The sequence below is a fragment of the Chryseobacterium sp. Bi04 genome, from assembly GCF_918698085.1.
GTDB lineage: Bacteria > Bacteroidota > Bacteroidia > Flavobacteriales > Weeksellaceae > Chryseobacterium.
This window is the reverse complement of record NZ_CAKKLP010000011.1, coordinates 149,149-167,689: the sequence shown is the minus strand read 5'-3', so window position 1 is coordinate 167,689 and position 18,541 is coordinate 149,149. Positions and strand designations below refer to the sequence as shown.

The 18,541-nt window shown below is 36.5% G+C and carries 16 protein-coding genes; 11 read left to right on the top strand and 5 right to left on the bottom strand.

Annotation, left to right across the window (positions count from 1 at the left end):
- Window positions 1–21 precede the first annotated feature (21 nt).
- On the top strand, window positions 22–603 hold the full coding sequence (locus LQV47_RS16815) for a TIGR00730 family Rossman fold protein (protein ID WP_230038881.1): 582 nt from the start codon (window positions 22–24) through the stop codon (window positions 601–603).
- Window positions 604–723: 120 nt separating this feature from the next.
- Window positions 724–2,874, top strand: a complete 2,151-nt coding sequence (locus tag LQV47_RS16810; protein WP_230038879.1) for a prolyl oligopeptidase family serine peptidase — start codon at window positions 724–726, stop codon at window positions 2,872–2,874.
- 76 nt (window positions 2,875–2,950) lie between these two features.
- Here the strand turns inward: LQV47_RS16810 and LQV47_RS16805 are convergent, their stop codons facing one another.
- Both LQV47_RS16805 and LQV47_RS16800 read right to left on the bottom strand, forming a co-directional pair.
- Window positions 2,951–3,280 carry a 2Fe-2S iron-sulfur cluster-binding protein gene (locus LQV47_RS16805; RefSeq protein ID WP_230038877.1) on the bottom strand — a complete coding sequence of 110 codons (330 nt, stop codon included), beginning with the start codon at window positions 3,278–3,280 and terminating at the stop codon, window positions 2,951–2,953.
- A gap of 12 nt (window positions 3,281–3,292) precedes the next feature.
- Window positions 3,293–4,348, bottom strand: coding sequence for an NAD(P)/FAD-dependent oxidoreductase (locus tag LQV47_RS16800; protein WP_230038875.1), 1,056 nt, complete (start codon window positions 4,346–4,348; stop codon window positions 3,293–3,295).
- Window positions 4,349–4,501: 153 nt separating this feature from the next.
- Here LQV47_RS16800 and LQV47_RS16795 point away from each other — a divergent pair, with 153 nt between their 5' ends.
- Entirely contained in the window at window positions 4,502–5,272 is a 771-nt protein-coding gene (locus LQV47_RS16795; RefSeq protein ID WP_230038873.1) for a DUF3108 domain-containing protein, read from the top strand.
- Window positions 5,273–5,549: 277 nt separating this feature from the next.
- Here LQV47_RS16795 and pheS read toward each other — a convergent pair whose 3' ends face one another.
- Together pheS and LQV47_RS16785 are read right to left on the bottom strand one after the other, a co-directional pair.
- Entirely contained in the window at window positions 5,550–6,560 is a 1,011-nt protein-coding gene (gene pheS / locus LQV47_RS16790) for a phenylalanine--tRNA ligase subunit alpha (protein ID WP_230038871.1), read from the bottom strand.
- 127 nt (window positions 6,561–6,687) lie between these two features.
- The gene (locus tag LQV47_RS16785; protein ID WP_230038869.1) at window positions 6,688–7,347 is read right to left on the bottom strand and encodes a YceI family protein; all 660 of its coding nucleotides are present in this window, start codon (window positions 7,345–7,347) and stop codon (window positions 6,688–6,690) included.
- 75 nt (window positions 7,348–7,422) lie between these two features.
- Between LQV47_RS16785 and LQV47_RS16780 the strand changes: the two genes are divergently transcribed.
- Window positions 7,423–8,376, top strand: coding sequence for an ABC transporter ATP-binding protein (locus LQV47_RS16780; protein WP_230038867.1), 954 nt, complete (start codon window positions 7,423–7,425; stop codon window positions 8,374–8,376).
- 313 nt (window positions 8,377–8,689) lie between these two features.
- Here LQV47_RS16780 and LQV47_RS16775 read toward each other — a convergent pair whose 3' ends face one another.
- Window positions 8,690–9,034: a zinc ribbon domain-containing protein YjdM gene (locus LQV47_RS16775; protein ID WP_230038865.1), complete on the bottom strand. Its 345-nt coding sequence runs from the start codon at window positions 9,032–9,034 to the stop codon at window positions 8,690–8,692.
- Window positions 9,035–9,311: 277 nt separating this feature from the next.
- On the opposite strand from LQV47_RS16775, the gene LQV47_RS16770 reads away from it, so the two are divergent.
- From LQV47_RS16770 to LQV47_RS16740, 7 genes are all read left to right on the top strand, one after another.
- Window positions 9,312–10,517 (top strand): class I SAM-dependent methyltransferase, encoded by a 1,206-nt coding sequence (locus tag LQV47_RS16770; protein ID WP_230038864.1) that lies wholly within the window; start codon window positions 9,312–9,314, stop codon window positions 10,515–10,517.
- Between the two features lie 167 nt (window positions 10,518–10,684).
- Window positions 10,685–12,352 (top strand): GLPGLI family protein, encoded by a 1,668-nt coding sequence (locus LQV47_RS16765; protein ID WP_230038862.1) that lies wholly within the window; start codon window positions 10,685–10,687, stop codon window positions 12,350–12,352.
- A 319-nt stretch (window positions 12,353–12,671) separates the two neighbouring features.
- On the top strand, window positions 12,672–14,339 hold the full coding sequence (gene asnB, locus LQV47_RS16760; protein WP_230038860.1) for an asparagine synthase B: 1,668 nt from the start codon (window positions 12,672–12,674) through the stop codon (window positions 14,337–14,339).
- 194 nt (window positions 14,340–14,533) lie between these two features.
- The gene (locus LQV47_RS16755) at window positions 14,534–15,376 is read left to right on the top strand and encodes a hypothetical protein (RefSeq protein ID WP_230038858.1); all 843 of its coding nucleotides are present in this window, start codon (window positions 14,534–14,536) and stop codon (window positions 15,374–15,376) included.
- Window positions 15,377–15,517: 141 nt separating this feature from the next.
- On the top strand, window positions 15,518–16,924 hold the full coding sequence (locus LQV47_RS16750; protein ID WP_230038856.1) for an MFS transporter: 1,407 nt from the start codon (window positions 15,518–15,520) through the stop codon (window positions 16,922–16,924).
- 179 nt (window positions 16,925–17,103) lie between these two features.
- Window positions 17,104–17,979: a pirin family protein gene (locus tag LQV47_RS16745; protein ID WP_230038915.1), complete on the top strand. Its 876-nt coding sequence runs from the start codon at window positions 17,104–17,106 to the stop codon at window positions 17,977–17,979.
- Window positions 17,980–18,226: 247 nt separating this feature from the next.
- Window positions 18,227–18,538, top strand: a complete 312-nt coding sequence (locus tag LQV47_RS16740; protein WP_230038854.1) for a GNAT family N-acetyltransferase — start codon at window positions 18,227–18,229, stop codon at window positions 18,536–18,538.
- The last annotated feature ends 3 nt before the right edge of the window (window positions 18,539–18,541 follow it).

Sequence of the window (18,541 nt, the reverse complement as noted above, 5' to 3'; positions counted from 1 at the left end):
TTTATAAAAAAGCATTTAAGTATGAAAAGTATAACAGTTTTCTGTGGCTCAAGTTTCGGGTCAGATAAAATTTATGAAGAACAGGCTTTTTTACTTGGGCAAACCTTAGCCAAGAAAAATATCCAATTGATTTATGGCGGTTCGGAAACAGGTTTAATGGGATCAATAGCCAATGGTACTTTAAGTGAAAACGGAAAAGTAACAGGGGTTCTTCCTCAATTTTTGAAATCCAAGGAAATTGCTCATAAGAACTTAACTGAGCTTATTCTGGTGGAAACCATGCACGAAAGAAAAACTAAAATGAATGAGCTTTGCGATGGGGTTATTGTCCTTCCCGGTGGCTATGGAACGTTGGAAGAATTTTTCGAGATGATTACCTGGGCACAGCTCGGGCTTCACAAAAAGCCCATTGGTATTTTGAATATTGATGATTTTTATGATGATCTGATCAAATTGGTTCAAAATATGGTCAATAAAGGCTTTTTAAAACAGGTTAACAAAGATATGCTTCTGATCAGTAATACGATTGATGACCTGCTGGAAAAAATGGAAAATTACCAGCCTCCTACGGTTGGAAAATGGATTTCTAAAGAGGAAGTTTAATTATAAAAAGAAGGAATACTCTAAAAATATTTCTTCTTTTTATATATCTATCACCATTTCTTAGACATAGTTTAGTATTTTTGTAATTAAAATTTTATCACTATCAAAAGAAATAAAACCATGAAAAATATATTTCTAACAGGCTGTCTATTGGTAAGCCAGATCGGTTTTGCCCAATATAATTACCCAAAAACTCCGGAAAGACCTGTAACGGATGATTATTTTGGAACAAAGATTACAGACAATTACCAATGGCTGGAAGACCTTAAAAGTCCTGAAGTAAAAACTTGGTTTAAGGCCGAGTCAGACTACAGCCATACTATTATTGATAAAATCCCCAATCGTGATGCCCTGTATAACCGTATGAAGCAGGTTCAGGAAATGGGCGGTGACTCTTACGGCTATGCGAAGCAAAGGGGAAATTCTTATTTCTATATTAAAACAAAAAAGAATGAGAAACTCTCCAAGCTGTATACCCGGGATATTTCTACAGGAAAAGAAACATTGATCTTTGATCCCGAAACGTATAAAAAGAATGCCCAGATCACTAATTTTACAATAGATTCCAAGGGTAATAAAATAGCATTGCTATTCTCCCAATCCGGCGGTGAAATTTGTGAGCTTAAGATTCTCAACCTACAGACAAAAAAGGTACTTGACGACACGCTCAGCCCTATCTGGAGTGAATTTAACTTTGAGTTTACCCCGGATGCCCAGTCTATTATTTATACCAAGATGAGTACCGGAGATCCCAACAGCAATATGCTCCTGAAAGAAATGAAAGCAATGCTGCACAAAATTGGAACTCCTTCTGATCAGGATATAGTACTGGCATCAAGGGAAGCCAATCCTGAAACCAATATGCTGACAGAACAGTTCCCAATGGTTGAGTTTTCTGAAGATTACCAATACATCTTACTTAATATAGGCTCTACCAAATTGGAAAGTCCCCAGTTCTATACCCCTTACTCTGCCTTAAAGGATAAAAAAATCACATGGAAACAGATTGTAAAAGCTTCAGACGATATTGTTCAAACCTTTATTAAAGGGGATCAATTATTTTTCCTTAGCCATAAAAACGCACCGAATTACAAAATAGGACTTACAAGCCTGTCAAACCCTGACTTTGATAATGCCAAAATTATTGTTCCTGAAGCCAATACCACAATCCAGTCCATACACAATTCTAAAAATTATTTATTCTATGCTTTAAACAATGGCATTACTCAGGATAAATATCAGATTGATCTTAAAACACTGGCTATAAAAAAGGTACCATTACCTGTTGGAATTAATAGCTCCAGCTCTCTTAACTCCCGTGAAAACGACAATTTACAGTGCAATAACAGCAGCTGGCTTAGTCCCAATACTTTCTACGAATATAGCCCTCAGAACGGGAAAGTTATAAAAAGTAAATACTTTAATGGCGATAGCAATTACCCGGATTACAATGCATCATATGAAATAAAAGAAGTGGAAGTAAAAAGCCACGATGGCACTATGGTTCCTCTTTCCATTATCTATCCCAAAAACATGAAAATGGATGGCAGCACACCTGCTTATATCACCGGATATGGTGGCTATGGGATCTCTTATACTCCACGTTTCTCTAACAAACTGTCTGTACTGCTGGAACAAGGTGTAGTCATTGCTATTGCCCATGTGAGAGGAGGTGGAGAAAAAGGTGAAAACTGGCATACAGACGGAATGAAAGCTAAAAAACCTAATACGTGGAAAGATTTCATTGCCTGTTCAGAATATCTTGTTGACCAAAAATATACTTCTCCTTCAAAATTAATTGGTAACGGAGCCAGTATGGGAGGTGTTCTAATCGGAAGAGCCATTACGGAAAGACCAGATTTATTTGCTGTTGCTATCGCTGAAGTAGGAATGACGAATGTTCTTCGCTCTCAAAACTCAGCCAATGGTGCCAACCAGATTCCGGAAGTCGGAAGTTTAAAAGAAGCTGAAGATATCAAGCCACTTCTCGAAATGGATGTGCAAAGCAAGGTTAAAAAAGGAGTAAAATATCCCGCTGTAATTATCCGTACCGGAATGAATGATTCCAGAATCACCCCTTGGGAGCCTGCAAAATTGGCGGCAGTGCTACAAAACAGTACAGCATCTGAGAAGCCCGTTTTATTGTATATCAATTATGAGAATGGTCATTTCACAAGTGACCTGGATGTAGTCTTCAAAGAATATGCTGACATTTTTGCCTTTGCATTATGGCAGGTAGGACATCCGAAATTTCAGCCGGCTAAGAAATAAAAAGTAAATAACTGATAAAAACAAACCCCGTCCGAAGTCATTCGGGCGGGGTTTTATTAAGATTAAAAAATATTTTCTAAGGATAAGGGGCAATTTCCACTTCAAGTCCTTCCATTGCATCTGCAATATGTAACTGACATCCTAATCTGCTATTGTCTTTCACATGGAAAGCTTCAGCCAGCATAGCATCTTCTTCATCTCCCATTGGCTCTAAGCCCGGATCATTTATTACATATACCTGGCAGGAAGCACACATCGCCATTCCACCACATACACCAATAGTCCCTTCTTCAGCCAATTCATACGAACGGATAATTTCCATTAGATTCATGGACATATCCGTAGGAGCAATAACATCGTGGCTTACACCTTCTCTATCGGTGATTTTAATATTAACATCTGACATAATTCTGCAAAATTAGTCAATTTTTTTCACAACAGCCTTCTCTGCTTCTTTACGGCTTCCGTCAAATCCGTCTACTCCACTTACCGTTGTATATTTCAACACGAATTTTTTACCTGGATTTAATCTGTTGTAAACACTTTGACACATCAATGTAGCTTCATGGAACCCACAAAGAATTAACTTCAGTTTTCCAGGATAGGTATTGATATCTCCGATAGCATAAATACCTTCAATATTCGTTTGGTAATCAAGAGCGTTATTAACAACGATTGCATTTTTCTCAATATGTAATCCCCAGTTTCCGATCTCACCCAATTTTGGAGTTAACCCGAATAATGGAATAAAATAATCTGTTTCAAGATCGTAAGCTTCCTCACCATCTTTTTGTACTGTGATCCCTTCTACTTTTCCGTCACCTTTAATACCGATAACTTCAGCAGGAGTAATTAATTTGATTTTCCCCTGGTTCTTTAAATCCTGTACTTTTTCTACAGAATCCAAAGCTCCTCTGAACTCATTTCTTCGGTGGATCAAAGTAACTTCACTGGCTACATTAGAAAGGAAAATACTCCAGTCAAGAGCAGAATCTCCACCACCGGCAATGACAACTTTCTTATTTCTGAAGTGTTCAGGTTCTTTAACGAAATATTCAAGTCCTTTTTCCTCATAATCAGCAATATTTTCAAAAGTAGGTTTTCTAGGCTCAAAAGTTCCCAATCCACCTGCAATAGCAATAGCCTTACATCTGTGAACAGTCCCTTTGTTTGTAACCACCTCAAACAATTCATCATCAACCTTTGTATAAGAAACAGCCGTTTCTCCCAACGTAAAACCAGGCTGAAACTGTTTGATCTGCTCCATCAGATTATCCACCAATTCACCAGCATTCACTGAAGGATACCCCGGAATATCGAAAATAGGCTTCTTAGGATAAAGTTCTGCCAATTGCCCTCCCGGTTGAGGAAGCGCATCAATAATATGGCACTTCATTTTTAATAAACCAGCTTCAAAAACTGCAAAAAGTCCTGTAGGTCCTGCACCTATGATCAATATATCAGTGGTTATCATAATGTTTAGATAATTTAATTATACTTGTAACTGCAAATTTACTAATTTTAATGCGAAGCATATTTAATTGATTCTAAATAAAAACCTGAGATTTGTCAAATATCTATCTTTTACGATATTAAATTTGGCAATATTTTTGTAAATGACATAACTATGAAGAAAATCTTAAATCTTTTTGCTGTATTTATATTTGTTTTGGGTTCTGCCCAGCTTAACAATATAGCAGACGGTGAATCTATTACTTTCAGAATCCATTATGGCTTTCTGAATGCCGGTAGTGCTAACCTTACCACCCAGAAAACCAGCTACAAAAACATTCCTCATCTCTATGTAAAGGGGACCGGAAAAACGACCGGAGCTGTAAAAGCGTTTTTTAAGGTGGAAGATTTATACGAAAGTTTCATCAATACAGAAACAGGGCTGCCAAGCTTTTATGTAAGAAATGTACGTGAAGGCAGCTACCGCCAGCACTTTGAAACGGCCTTTAATCATGCTAATAATACATTGATACTAACTGATAAAAAAGAGCCTGCCAATGGTTCAAAGGTTATAAAATCAGTAAAAGGAGTTCAGGATATGCTTTCCTCTTTTTATTATTTACGAAGCAAGTCACCGGACGAATTAAAAGTGGGAACGGTAATTAATATGAATGTATGGATTGATGACGAAATGTTTCCGTTCCAGCTCAAAGTTACCGGAACAGAAAATCTGAAAACAAAATTCGGGACCATCAACTGTCTTAAAATTATTCCGTCTGTAAAAAGCGGAAGGGTATTTAAAGAAAAAGAAGGAGTAACGATGTGGGTTTCCAATGATGCTAATCACATCCCCATGCTGTTGAAAGCAGAACTGGCTGTAGGATCTCTGAAAGCAAGTATTGATGATTTTAAAAATGTAAAATATCCATTAAAGTTTACCAAGTAAACTTTATATAATTAGTTTTTTAAACAATAAGTGTCTGTAATTCTTTTTACAGACATTTTTATTTTTATATGTAATATATGCCGGATTTCGATTGTCTTTATGATAACAGCAGGAGAATAATGATGCTGTACTGATAAAGGAATGAGAAGTAATATTCTCCCTTTTACAGAAAACAGGACACGTGTAAATTTTTCAATAAAATCTGTTTTTAATTACGTTTTGTTTCTTAGGTCAGTAATTAAAAACAAAAACCTCCGGAAATTCCGGAGGTTTGTTTTTATAGAGATTTAAACTGTTCCAATGTTCTGATATCATTTTCAAAGAACATTCTGATATCACTCATTTGGTAAAGAAGCATGGTAATTCTTTCAATACCCATTCCGAATGCATATCCTGAATATTTCTCAGAGTCGATATTTACATTTTTAAGAACGGCAGGGTCTACCATTCCACATCCCATAATTTCCAGCCAGCCTGTTCCTTTCGTTATTCTGTAATCGGTTTCGGAATTTAATCCCCAATATACATCAATTTCAGCACTAGGCTCTGTGAACGGGAAATAAGAAGGTCTCATTCTGATTTTAGACTTTCCGAAAAGTTCTGTTGTAAAGAACTGAATAGTTTGTTTTAAATCAGCAAAACTTACATTCTCATCAATATACAACCCTTCTATCTGGTGGAAGATACAGTGAGAACGTGAAGAAATGGCTTCATTTCTGAATACTCTTCCCGGGGATAAAATTCTGATAGGCGGCTGATTTTCTTCCATATAACGGGTTTGTACAGAAGAAGTATGTGTTCTCAAAAGGATATCCGGATTCTGCTCAATAAAGAAAGTATCCTGCATATCTCTTGCCGGGTGATATTCCGGAAGGTTAAGCGCCGTAAAGTTATGCCAGTCGTCTTCAATCTCAGGGCCATCTGCTACTGCGAACCCAATAGATTTAAAGATTTCAATAATTCTGTTTTTTACCAGATTGATCGGATGTCTTGAACCCAAATCCAATGGAAAAGCAGGTCTTGTAAGATCTTCTTTTTCTACAACAACAGAAGATGCGGAAGCATTTTTCAAATCTTCCAATTTTACAGCTACTGCCTGTTTCAAAGTATTGATCTTCTGTCCGAAATCTTTCTTCTGCTCGTTAGGAACTTCTTTTAATGTTTCGTAAAAATCATTAAGAACTCCTTTCTTACCGCTGTACTTAATACGGAAGTTTTCTATCTCTTCTTTAGATGTAGTATTGAAGCCGTTTACCTCGATCAGTAGTTCTTCTATCTTTTCTATCATTATTTTACCCTTTCAAAATGTTTTGCAAAAATACGATTTTAAGTTTAATTATTAATTGACTCATAAAAAAATCTGCCTCTTTTTCGGGAGGCAGACTTCAATCACTTATTTCACTTAAATAAAAAAATTATTTCTTTTCTAAAGCTTTAACGCTGATCTGAAGAGTTACCTCATCTTTAAGAACACCGTTTTCAGCCGGAGCCTGGAATTTCACCCCAAACTCTTCTCTTTTAATATCCTTCGGTTCAGTTGCTACGCTTACCTCGCCTTCTTTTACAGAAACATTGGCTTTAAACTGAACTGGTTTTGTAATTCCCTTAATGGTTAGGTTTCCATCTAAAAGCGTATTATAATCACCTTCTGTAGCCGGTGTTACTTTTGTAATTTCATAGGAGGCTGTCGGGAATTTTTCTACTTCAAAGAAATCGCCACTTTTAAGATGACCATTTAATTTCCCTAAATCTTCAGGACTGTCTTTTAAATCCACGGAAGTTAAAGAATTCATATCAGCAACGAATTTACCGCTTTCCAGTTTTCCATCTTTTACGGTAACATCACCACTTTCAAACTTGATTGTTCCAAAATGACTGGTATTTTCAGATTTAAATACCTTGTACCCTTTCCACTCAACTTTACTGTTTAGCGTATCCAAAGTATACTGGCTACCATCTTTGGTAGTGGTCACTTCATTACTTTCACTGGTAAGCGGTTTGTCTTTTTTACAAGAAATGACAACAGCCGCCACAAATAAAGCAGGAATAGCTAATGAAAACAGTTTTTTTCTCATCTTTGATATATTTTTATTAGTCCCGCTAATATAATAAAAAAAAATGTGTTTTCATAAAAACCTTACATTTGTAATATGCTATTAGAAATTAACAATTTATTTTTTTCCTATACCAAAGATAATCCCCTGTTTCAAAACCTTAACCTGAGGTTTGAAGAGAACAGAATTATTGCTCTTGCAGGAGAAAGCGGATGCGGAAAATCTACCCTTCTCAGCCTTGTTTATGGGCTTTTTGATTGGGAAAGTGGCGAGATCATTTTTAACGGAAAACGGCTTTTAGGTCCTAAAGGAAATCTTGTTCCCGGAGAAGCCGAGATGAAATTTGTAGCACAGAATTTTGACCTTATGCCTTATGCTACGGTAGCCGAAAATGTAGGGAAATTTATTTCTAATATCAATCTAACCCAAAAAAAAGAAACGGTAATAGAACTCCTGGAAGTGGTAGGACTTCAGGAATTTGCCCATGTACTTCCAAAAAATTTAAGCGGAGGACAACAGCAGAGAGTTGCCATTGCCAGAGCACTTTCTGTACTGCCGAAACTGCTTATCCTGGATGAACCGTTCAGCAATCTTGATTTTCCAAGAAAAATAGAGCTTCGTGAGCGGCTTTTCCGATATGTAAAACAGCAAGGTATTTCTTTGATTATTTCTACCCATGAACTTCAGGATATTATGCCATGGCTTGATCAGATCGTTATTCTTCAGGATGGAAGGTTAATTCAGAATGAAAGTCCGGAAGAGACTTACAGAAAACCTTACAACTCGTATGTTGCCAAGCTTTTTGGTGAAGTGAATATCTTCAGTGAAGATGAAGCCCGGACGTTTGGATTATCCAAGTTTTCTTATTATCCCAAAGAAATAAGAATCTCCCAAAATGGGTTTAATGCTGAAGTGCTTGAAAGCCGCTTTGCAGGAAATTATTATTGGAACAAAATTATGGCCAAGGGTAAGGAACTGATCATCTATACTGATGAAAAATTAGCAGGTACCATTACGATATCATTTCAGTACATAAATTCAATAAAATAAGTCTGTTTTACTGTCTTTTATTCACCTGCTCTATTTGCTTTACCAGCAGTCTTATTCAACATATAACTCAAAGATAATCTTATACTTATCCACAATTTGTGGATAAAAAAAACACAAATATAAGAAACTGTTTATGAAACTTTTTCTTACATTTGTATTTCCACAGCATAAGGAAATTTTTGGTTAATTCTCTTTCTGCCTTCCTAGACCAGACATTAGCAGTCTTGCAATTAGGTCTATTGAAAGATTACACTGTCCAATCTTTTCCTTTTTTTATATCCGGACGACAAGTATCAATCTTTAAATCAATAACTTACGCTTTCTTTACAAATTCCGATTTTAAAGCCATTGCTCCAAAACCATCTATTTTACAGTCGATATTATGATCACTTCCCGGTCTTAAGCGGATATTTTTCACTTTAGTACCCGCTTTTACAGGTTTTGGTGCTCCTTTTACAGGAAGATCTTTAACCACGACTACAGAATCTCCATCCTGAAGTTCATTACCGTTTGAATCCAATATTTTTCCTTCCGAAGCTGTTTCAGAAGCTACTTCTTCGGGATTCCATTCATAGAAGCACTGGGAACATACCATCATATTATCACTTGGATAGGTAAACTCCGAGCTGCATTTCGGGCAAAGTATTGTATCACTCATATTTTAATTTTTTGCAAAGGTAGAGCTTTTTGCATGATAGAGGCAAGACCAATGAGTAAGATAAAGGGTTTCGGATGTCAGATGTTAAATCCTAGACGTAAGGGAAAAGATATTTTCAGAACATTCGAAAAGAATAATTGACAGTAAAGCAAATACGTTATTCCATGGATTATAAAACCCTGATTTAGCGTCCTTAGTCTCGTAACCCGAAATCCGAACACCTCAAGTGTCAACTTTAATTCGTATTTTTGCAGATTCAAAACAGCGAAGCAAACTTATGGAACTTATTCACAGAAACTTAGCGATCGGAATTCACGATGCTTTACAAGAAACATTTTTCGAGAAAAATAAATACGCTGATAAAGTAATCGAGAGGCTATTAAAAGCTAACAGAAAATGGGGAAGCCAGGACAGAGCCGTTGTTTCCGAGATTTTCTACAATATCATCCGTTGGAAAAAACGCCTTGAATACTATATGGGAGAAGGCATAAAGCCCAACAATATTTATAAACTTATCATTGCATACCTGCTTTGGAGCAAGACCAACTATAAAAAGTTTGAAGAATTTGACGGTATTAAAATTGCTGACATTCTTACCAAACTTAAAAAGAATACAGTTCCTACAAAAGCAATAGAGCATTCTATTCCTGAATGGTTAGCAGAAACTCTTGAAAAAGAATTAGGGGCTAAATGGGAAAGAGAAATGCTTGCCTTGAATGAGCAGGCGCCTACTGTTCTGAGAACAAACTCTTTAAAAACAACCACTAAGGAACTTATTTCTGATCTTTCTGATGAGGGCGTTACTGCTTTCTCTATCAAGAATTATCCTGATGCTGTTCAGCTGGAAGAGAAAAAAAATGTGTTCCTTACAACAGCATTTAAAGAAGGTTTATTTGAAGTTCAGGATGCGTCTTCACAAAAAATCGGTTATTTCCTTGATGTAAAAGAAGGGCAGAGAGTGATTGATGCTTGTGCAGGAGCCGGTGGAAAAACACTTCACCTGGCAGCATTAATGAAAAACAAAGGCCAGATTGTGGCATTGGACATCTTTGAATGGAAGCTGGCTGAATTGAAGCGTCGTGCAAAAAGAGCCGGAGCTCATAATATTGAAACCCGTATGATTGCTGATAATAAAGTTATCAAACGTCTTCACGAGAAAGCAGACAGACTTTTAATTGATGCACCTTGTTCAGGACTTGGTGTTTTAAAAAGAAACCCTGACAGCAAATGGAAAATTGACCAGGCATTTATCGACAGAATTAAAAAAGAACAACAGCAAATCCTTCAGGATTACTCAAAAATGCTTAAAGTAGGAGGAAAAATGGTCTATGCAACGTGTTCTATCCTTCCGTCTGAAAACAATGGGCAGGTAGAAGAGTTCTTAAAAAATAATCCGGGATATAAAATGATCAAGGACGAAAAAGTAATGCCAAGTGAAGGGTATGACGGATTCTATATGGCTTTGATTGAAAGACTATCTTAGCAGCTTTCCCTGCACATAAAATAAAAAACTACTTCATTTTGGAGTAGTTTTTCGTTTTTTGAAGTATACGTGTAACATTTCCGCTCTATTGTCTACCTATTCTATAGATTATAACCGTTTTGATGCTACGGAAAGTTAAAATAACTTTGTAGCAAACTCGTGTATTTATGTTTAGAAGAATTATTTTTTCCATTGTCACCATTTTCTTAGTGAGCCTGATTTCTGCGCAGACTTATGAAATCCAGTATGTAAGTTCCTATAACGGCAAACTGCAATCTGATCAGCCAGCCACAGTAGTCTGGGCCAACGGGAAAGAAAGCTTTATCCTAAACAGCACAATTAAAGAACAGAAAAGCAGTTATCCTTTTGAGGTGACTAAGATTGAGAGACCCTCCAATACAATTATTTCCTATGGTTTTTTAAAACCCGGAGAAATTATTTCCAGTTCAGATGCAGAGTCTGTAGGAAAACAGAATTTTGAACTCACCGGCGAAACTAAAAAAATCCTGGGTTACACCTGTAAAAAAGCCACTACCAAGGTCAATTCAAATACTATTGAAGTTTGGTATACCAACGATTTAAACCTTAAAGGTGGGCCCTCTGCTTTAGGACAGGATCTGGGGTTGGTATTAGAGGTTGAGAGAAATAAAAATTCATTAGTTACAGCTAATTCCATCAGGAAAATAAAAAATACAGGAATTGAAAAAATAATCAATACCCCTGTACGATCCACAGATTTATTAGGATATAAAGATATGCTGTGGAAAAGCAGATTTACAACATTGAACGTTTTTGATTATGAAACGATTAATTTCTCAGAAGAATCCAAATCTGATGAAAAGGTAAAAAGATATGCCAACGGAACCATCATCCTTAAAAAGATTAAAATTCCTGCTATTGCGGAAGGAGAAAATATTTTCGCAGAGCTGAAGCAGGAATCGAACGGTGATGCCTATGACAGAACCGGAACTGTTTTTTTTATTCCACAAGATAAAGCTTTGTCTTTCTTTGACGGTTTAGAGAAGGGGATAAAAACTCTTCCCGCCTTTGACAATGGAAACGGCAAGCAATACTATGGCGTATCGGCCACAAAAGATTATAATCCGCCCGTAGAAATGATGAGATTTTTTACTCCTTTTGGAATCCGGCAGTTTAATCATATCCAATTAAAAGGAAAAACCTGGCAAACTATAAATCCGTACAGACAAGATATTACAGAATTGAAACCCTCTTTATCGGGAAAGGAAGTTTGGGTAGGAGTATTTATTGGTAATTATGATAAAGGCGGGCACAAAGTAAGTCTTGAAATCACGATCCATAAAAGCGACCAGGCTGTTCATAAAAATAATGTGGCTATTCCTTTATTCAATACCTTAAATAGTATGGAGATGGCCGGTCAGGATTATTCTACGATGTTTAATAAAGATCAGGGTCTTTGGGTTGATTTCACCTTGGAAAAGGAAATAAAGAATGCTCAGCTGAGATATACCACTACCGGCCATGGAGGCTGGGAAAATGGCGATGAGTTTGTGCCTAAGGTCAACACCGTTTCTATGGATGGGAAAACAATCTTTTCCTTTGTCCCATGGAGAACAGATTGTGGTTCTTACCGTTTATACAATCCGGCATCGGGAAATTTCCAGGATGGCCTTTCTTCTTCTGACCTCAGCAGGTCAAACTGGTGCCCCGGAACGGTTACTAACCCTGAATTTATTCCTCTTGGCGATCTGAAGCCAGGAAAGCACAGTATACAGATCAAAATTCCACAAGGCCCTACAGAAGGAACAAGTTTCAGTTCATGGAATGTTTCGGGAGTTTTACTGGGGGTACAATAAAAACAAAACCTTCTTGCATGAGAATTGCAAGAAGGTAAAAACACAAATGATGAAAAAAAATTATTTCGAGCCACAAAGTAAGGGTTAAAATTCATTAAATAAATTACCATATATTAATAAATATGTCATTTTTATTTTGTATATGGATATTACAGACATTTGGCTAACGAAAAAAATTAATCAAAAACATACAAATTACCACAAATAGTTAATATTTTTCTTTTTAAAGAATTATTTAATTAAAAAAATTAACTTTTAAATATTTTTTATTGTTATTTATAAACAACACATTTACTTTTGTTTCATAAATAATAAGAACATGTGTGGAATTGTATGTCTATTTGACGCCAAACAAAAAACCGAAATATTAAGGCCTCAGGTTTTAGAAATGTCAAAAAAAATCCGTCACAGGGGACCGGATTGGAGTGGTGTATTTCAGGATGAGAAAGTAGTTTTCTCTCACGAAAGACTTGCCATTGTGGATCCTACTTCAGGAAAGCAACCCTTATTTACAAAAGACGGAAAAGTAGTATTAGCTGTAAACGGTGAAATCTACAACCATAGAGAATTAAAAGAAGAATTTCCTGACTATGAGTTTCAGACTCAGTCTGACTGTGAAGTAATCTTAGCCCTTTACAGAAAATACGGAAAAAATTTCGTTGAAAAACTGAATGGGATTTTCGCATTCGCATTATATGATACTGAAAACGAAGTATACCTGATTGCCCGCGACCATATGGGAATCTGTCCTCTTTATCAGGGGTGGGACAAAAACGGCAATTATTATGTAGCTTCCGAGCTAAAGGCACTGGAAGGTGTATGTAAAACAATAGAAACATTTTTACCGGGACATTTAGTGTATAGCAAAGATGGCAGCGAACTTCAGCAATGGTACACAAGAGCATGGGAAAGCTTCGACCATGTAAAAGATAATACAACTGATATTGCCAAGATCAGAAAGGGTCTTGAAGATGCAGTCCACAGACAATTGATGAGTGATGTTCCTTATGGTGTGCTTCTCTCCGGAGGCTTAGATTCTTCCGTAATTTCTGCTATTACTGCAAAATTTGCGAGACAAAGAGTGGAAAGTGGAGACACCCAGGAAGCATGGTATCCAAGACTTCACAGTTTTGCTGTAGGGCTTGTAGGATCACCTGATCTGGTGGCTGCACAAAAAGCAGCAGAACATATCGGATCTGTTCATCATGAAGTAAACTTTACTGTTCAGGAGGGACTTGATGCTGTACGTGATGTAATTTATCACCTGGAAACCTATGATGTGACAACCATCAGGGCTTCTACCCCAATGTATCTGTTGGCAAGAGTCATCAAATCTATGGGAATCAAAATGGTACTTTCCGGGGAAGGTTCTGATGAGCTTTTTGGTGGATATTTGTATTTCCATAAAGCGCCTGACGCTAAGGAGTTCCATGATGAAACAGTAAGAAAACTGAGCAAGCTTCACCTGTACGATTGTTTAAGAGCCAATAAAGCATTAATGAGCTGGGGAATAGAAGGCAGAGTTCCTTTTCTGGATAAAGAATTCATGGATATTGCGATGACCCTTAACCCAAAAGATAAAATGATCAATACCGCTGAAGGAAAAATTGAAAAATGGGTATTGAGAAAAGCATTTGAAGATCTTCTTCCGCCCTCTATCGCCTGGAGACAGAAAGAACAATTCTCAGACGGTGTAGGATATTCGTGGATTGACACGTTAAAAGAAGTAGCAGAAAAAGAAGTAACTGATGAAATGATGGTTAGTGCAAAATTCAGGTTCCCGCTGAACACGCCTCAAAACAAAGAGGAATACCGGTACAGAACTATTTTTGAAGAACATTTCCCAAGTGAAACTGCAGCTGCAACGGTACCTTCTGTACCTTCTGTAGCCTGCTCCACTCCTATTGCTCTGGAATGGGACGAAGCATTCAAAAAAATGAACGACCCAAGCGGAAGAGCTGTAAAAGTACATGAAACGTCTTATTAGGAACGAAGTTTGACATTAGCGAAATGTAAGGCAGATCGGAGTTTTTTCTTTTAAGTTTCCGCCTTTACAATCCAGCTTCTCATATAATAATTTATCAATCCTGTAACAATACAGGATTTTCTTTTGAATTAACGACAACAATATCAACAGAATTTAGGTGACAATCAAAAATAATATCTAATAAATAATTATATTTGGAAAACGAAAATATCAATTATAAAAAAATGAGAAGAAACCTTACTGTTTTGTTTGCCTTATTATCTATAAGTTTTGCTTTTGGACAGGGAAAATTTGGCAAATACCTGAATTCAAAAAAGCTGGCTTTAGCCTACAAAAGTGTGAAAGATGTTGATAAAGATGACTATTATCAACAATTCTACTGGCTGGTAAAAGCAGAACAGCTTAAAACGTATCCTCACCTTAAAGATGTAAAACCGGTAGTATTATATGAGTTTGTAAAGAAAGTAAACCCTCAGAATCCTACAAAAAAGCTGGATGACAGAAGTAAAGAATTGAGAGCTACAGCAGAATTATCATTGAATCAATATTTTAAAAATAAAAAATTTGAAAACAATTCTGTTTTAATGTATAACCTTGAAACCTATGTTGATCCTTCTAAAGGACAATACTACACAAAGGTTGATCCGGAAAAAATCAAGGAGCTGGTTCCAAAAGAATTGTTTGCTTTTAATTCTAACAACAGAAATATGGGTGAAGAGAAAACATACTATCTGTGGATTGATAAGAAAAAAGATGATTTCAACATTGTAGATATCATCCCTAACGAAAAAGAAGATAAAGCATTCTACACAAGGTTAAGACAATATCTTCCAAGTTATAAGTTCTCTAAATATGTTCCTTCCGTTAAAAAAGGAAACAAGTCTGACAAAACGGATCTGGATTATTATTATATCATGCCGTTTGAGCAGAATACCGATAATATTGAATATAAAACAAAAGATTTCAAAACCTATATTCTAAGCCAGTACAGAAAAGCCGGTGATGAATGGAAAGGAGTAGAAAAACCTAGAAAATAAATCAAAAAGTCCTGTGATATCTCGCAGGACTTTTTTAATTTTATATGGATTTCTTTATCTAAAGATTTAAACTGCTTAAAGCAAGCATTTTTCTTCAAATAAATAAGTCTGGAAGGTTTTAGATATTCCAGCCTATATAAAATGACAGAAGCGACAACTCCACAACAGACCTCAATAAAGAAAATTCTTCCGCTGATCCTGGCTACAGCTATTTTTATGCAAATGCTGGATTCAACGATTCTGAACACATCCCTACCCTCCATAGCAAAAGACCTTCATGAATCTCCACTTAATATGCAGAATGCTATCATCAGCTATGTTCTGACCCTGGCGGTTTTCATGCCTGCCAGTGGATTTTTGGCAGACAGGTTTGGAACAAAAAAAATATTTATTTTCTCTTTGGTACTCTTCAGCCTGGGTTCTTTATTCTGTTCGTTATCTCAGAATCTCACCCAATTGGTAATTTCAAGGGTTGTTCAGGGTGTTGGAGGAAGTTTAATGACTCCTGTGGGTAAGCTGGCCCTCATTAAAACCTTTGATAAAAACGAATTGCTTAAAGCGATGAATTTTGCCATTATTCCGGCACTTATCGGCCCGGTACTGGGTCCGCTGGTGGGTGGTTATATGGTGGATTATCTTTCATGGCACTGGATATTCCTGATTAACATACCCATCGGGGTTTTAGGAATTGTTCTGGGATTAAAATTTATGCCCAATTATAAATCCGAAAATGTAGATTTTGATTTAAAAGGCTTTTTAATCTTTGCTGCCTCTTCTCTTCTTCTTTCTGTTTCACTGGAACTTTTCGGAGATATACAGAATATTACCCCGGTCCTTCTGGTGTTTATTATGGGCTTCCTGTTTCTTTATTATTACTATAAACATGCAAAAAGAGGAGGAAATCCTATCTTCCCTCTGAATTTATTTCAGGTAAGAACGTTCCGTGTAGGAATTGTAGGAAACCTGGCTACAAGACTTGGAATCAGCTCCGTGCCATTACTGCTTCCGCTGATGATTCAGATTGCCTACAAACAGTCGGCAGTCACTTCCGGATGGATCATTGCTCCAATGGCTTTAACGGCCATTTTCGGAAAGTCCTCTGTCATCAAAATTCTTGACAAATATGGTTATCGGCAGACTTTAATGGTAAATACCTTCATCATCGGAACTCTGATCTGTCTTTTGGCTATTCCAGATATTCATACTTCTTTATACTGGTTTGTTCCTATTATTGCGATTTTAGGATTCTTCAATTCTATCCAGTTTACTTCCATGAATACAATTTCCATAGCAGATCTCCGGAATTTTCAGACCAGCAGCGGTAATTCTTTAATTTCCGTGAATCAGCAGCTCGCTATCGGTTTCGGAATTGCTTTCGGACTGATTGTTTTAAAAATATTTGAAAACACAGATCTGATTCATGGTGAAATCCACAATGCTTTCCGCTGGACTTTTCTTACTGTAGGAATATTAACTATTTTATCCGGCTTTGTCTTCAGAAGGCTCCATATTTCGGATGGCAAGAATATGAAATCCAAGGAGGATTAGTTCATTTTCCAAAAATATGTACTTATAAAGCATATAATCTCCATATACCATTCATTACCCAACAGTTTTCATGTTCCGGTAACTTTGTGATTACCTCCGTATTTTATTACGAACTTAACACAGATCAATGTATTTTAGTCTTAGCTATGGTATTTTTGTGTTTATAAATCAACAATATGATGGCAACTAAAAAAGTAGAAATTGTAGTATCTCCGAGACCTGCACATTTTGTAGGCGACGGTTTTAGAGTTCATAATTTTATCCCGGGAGTGCATGGATTAGACATGAAAAGAATGGATCCGTTCATTATGCTTGACTACAATTCAAAATTTCATTTTAACGGTTCAGATACGCCAAGAGGTGTAGGAGTACATCCGCACAGAGGTTTTGAAACAGTTACCATTGCCTATAACGGAAAAGTAGAACATCACGACAGTGCCGGTGGAGGCGGTATTATAGGTGAGGGTGACGTACAGTGGATGACAGCTGCAAAAGGAGTTCTGCATAAAGAATATCACGAAACGGAATGGTCTAAAAAAGGAGGAATCTTTCAAATGGTTCAGCTTTGGGTAAACCTTCCTGCAAAAGACAAGATGAGCACTCCAAAATACCAGGCTATTGAAAATTCCAGCATGGAAAGAGTAGATTTAGGGAATAACGGACTGGTAGAAATTATTGCAGGAGAATATAAAGGGCACAAAGGTCCTGCCACTACTTTCACTCCCGTTCACATGATGAATGCAAAGCTTAAAGCGGGAGGAAAAGCAGAGTTTAATTTCCCGGCACACTTCAATACCGCCGCTTTGGTGATTGAAGGAAGTATCATCATCAATGGAGAAGAAAAAATAAAAACGGACCATCTGGCTTTGTTTAAAAATGAAGGCGACACTTTCACTATTGAGGCTACTGAAGATGCTGTTGTTTTAATTCTCAGCGGGGAGCCGATCAGTGAACCCATTTATCCTCATGGCCCATTTGTAATGAATTCGAGAGAAGAAATCATGCAGGCTTTTGAAGATTTTAATACCGGAAAATTCGGTTACCTGGAAGATTAGCAGAATTAAAATTTTCTTAATCTTTACTTATTCCTTTTTTACTAACTTTATATGATGTTAGGTTAAACATAGAATGTTCATTGAATAGACTTACTATTTAATAAGCACTGTTTAAAAATTACTATAGTAGATCATTGATGATTTATTGACAATTTTATATAGTACAGAAATCTGTAAGGTTGTCAATAAATCATTCTTATCCACCAGAAAAAATTTAGCAGTCTATTATTTTTTAATACCACAGTTTATGAAACCAGAATTTGAAAATATACCTCTTGTAAAAACAGATACAAGATTTGAAATAGAATTTAACGGGCATTATGCATTCATTGATTATCGCGAAACAACTCACCAAATTGCTCTGATTCATACGGAAGCCGAACCGGAGCTTGCAGGAACAGGGGCAGCCGTAGCCGTGGTGGAAAAAACGTTGAACTTTATTGAGGAAAGCGGAAAAAAACTTTTACCATTTTGTCCTTACGTTTTCGCTTATATCAAAAAACATCCGGAATGGAAACGTATTGTTGATGAAAAATTTGAAGGATATCATCAACTTTAATTC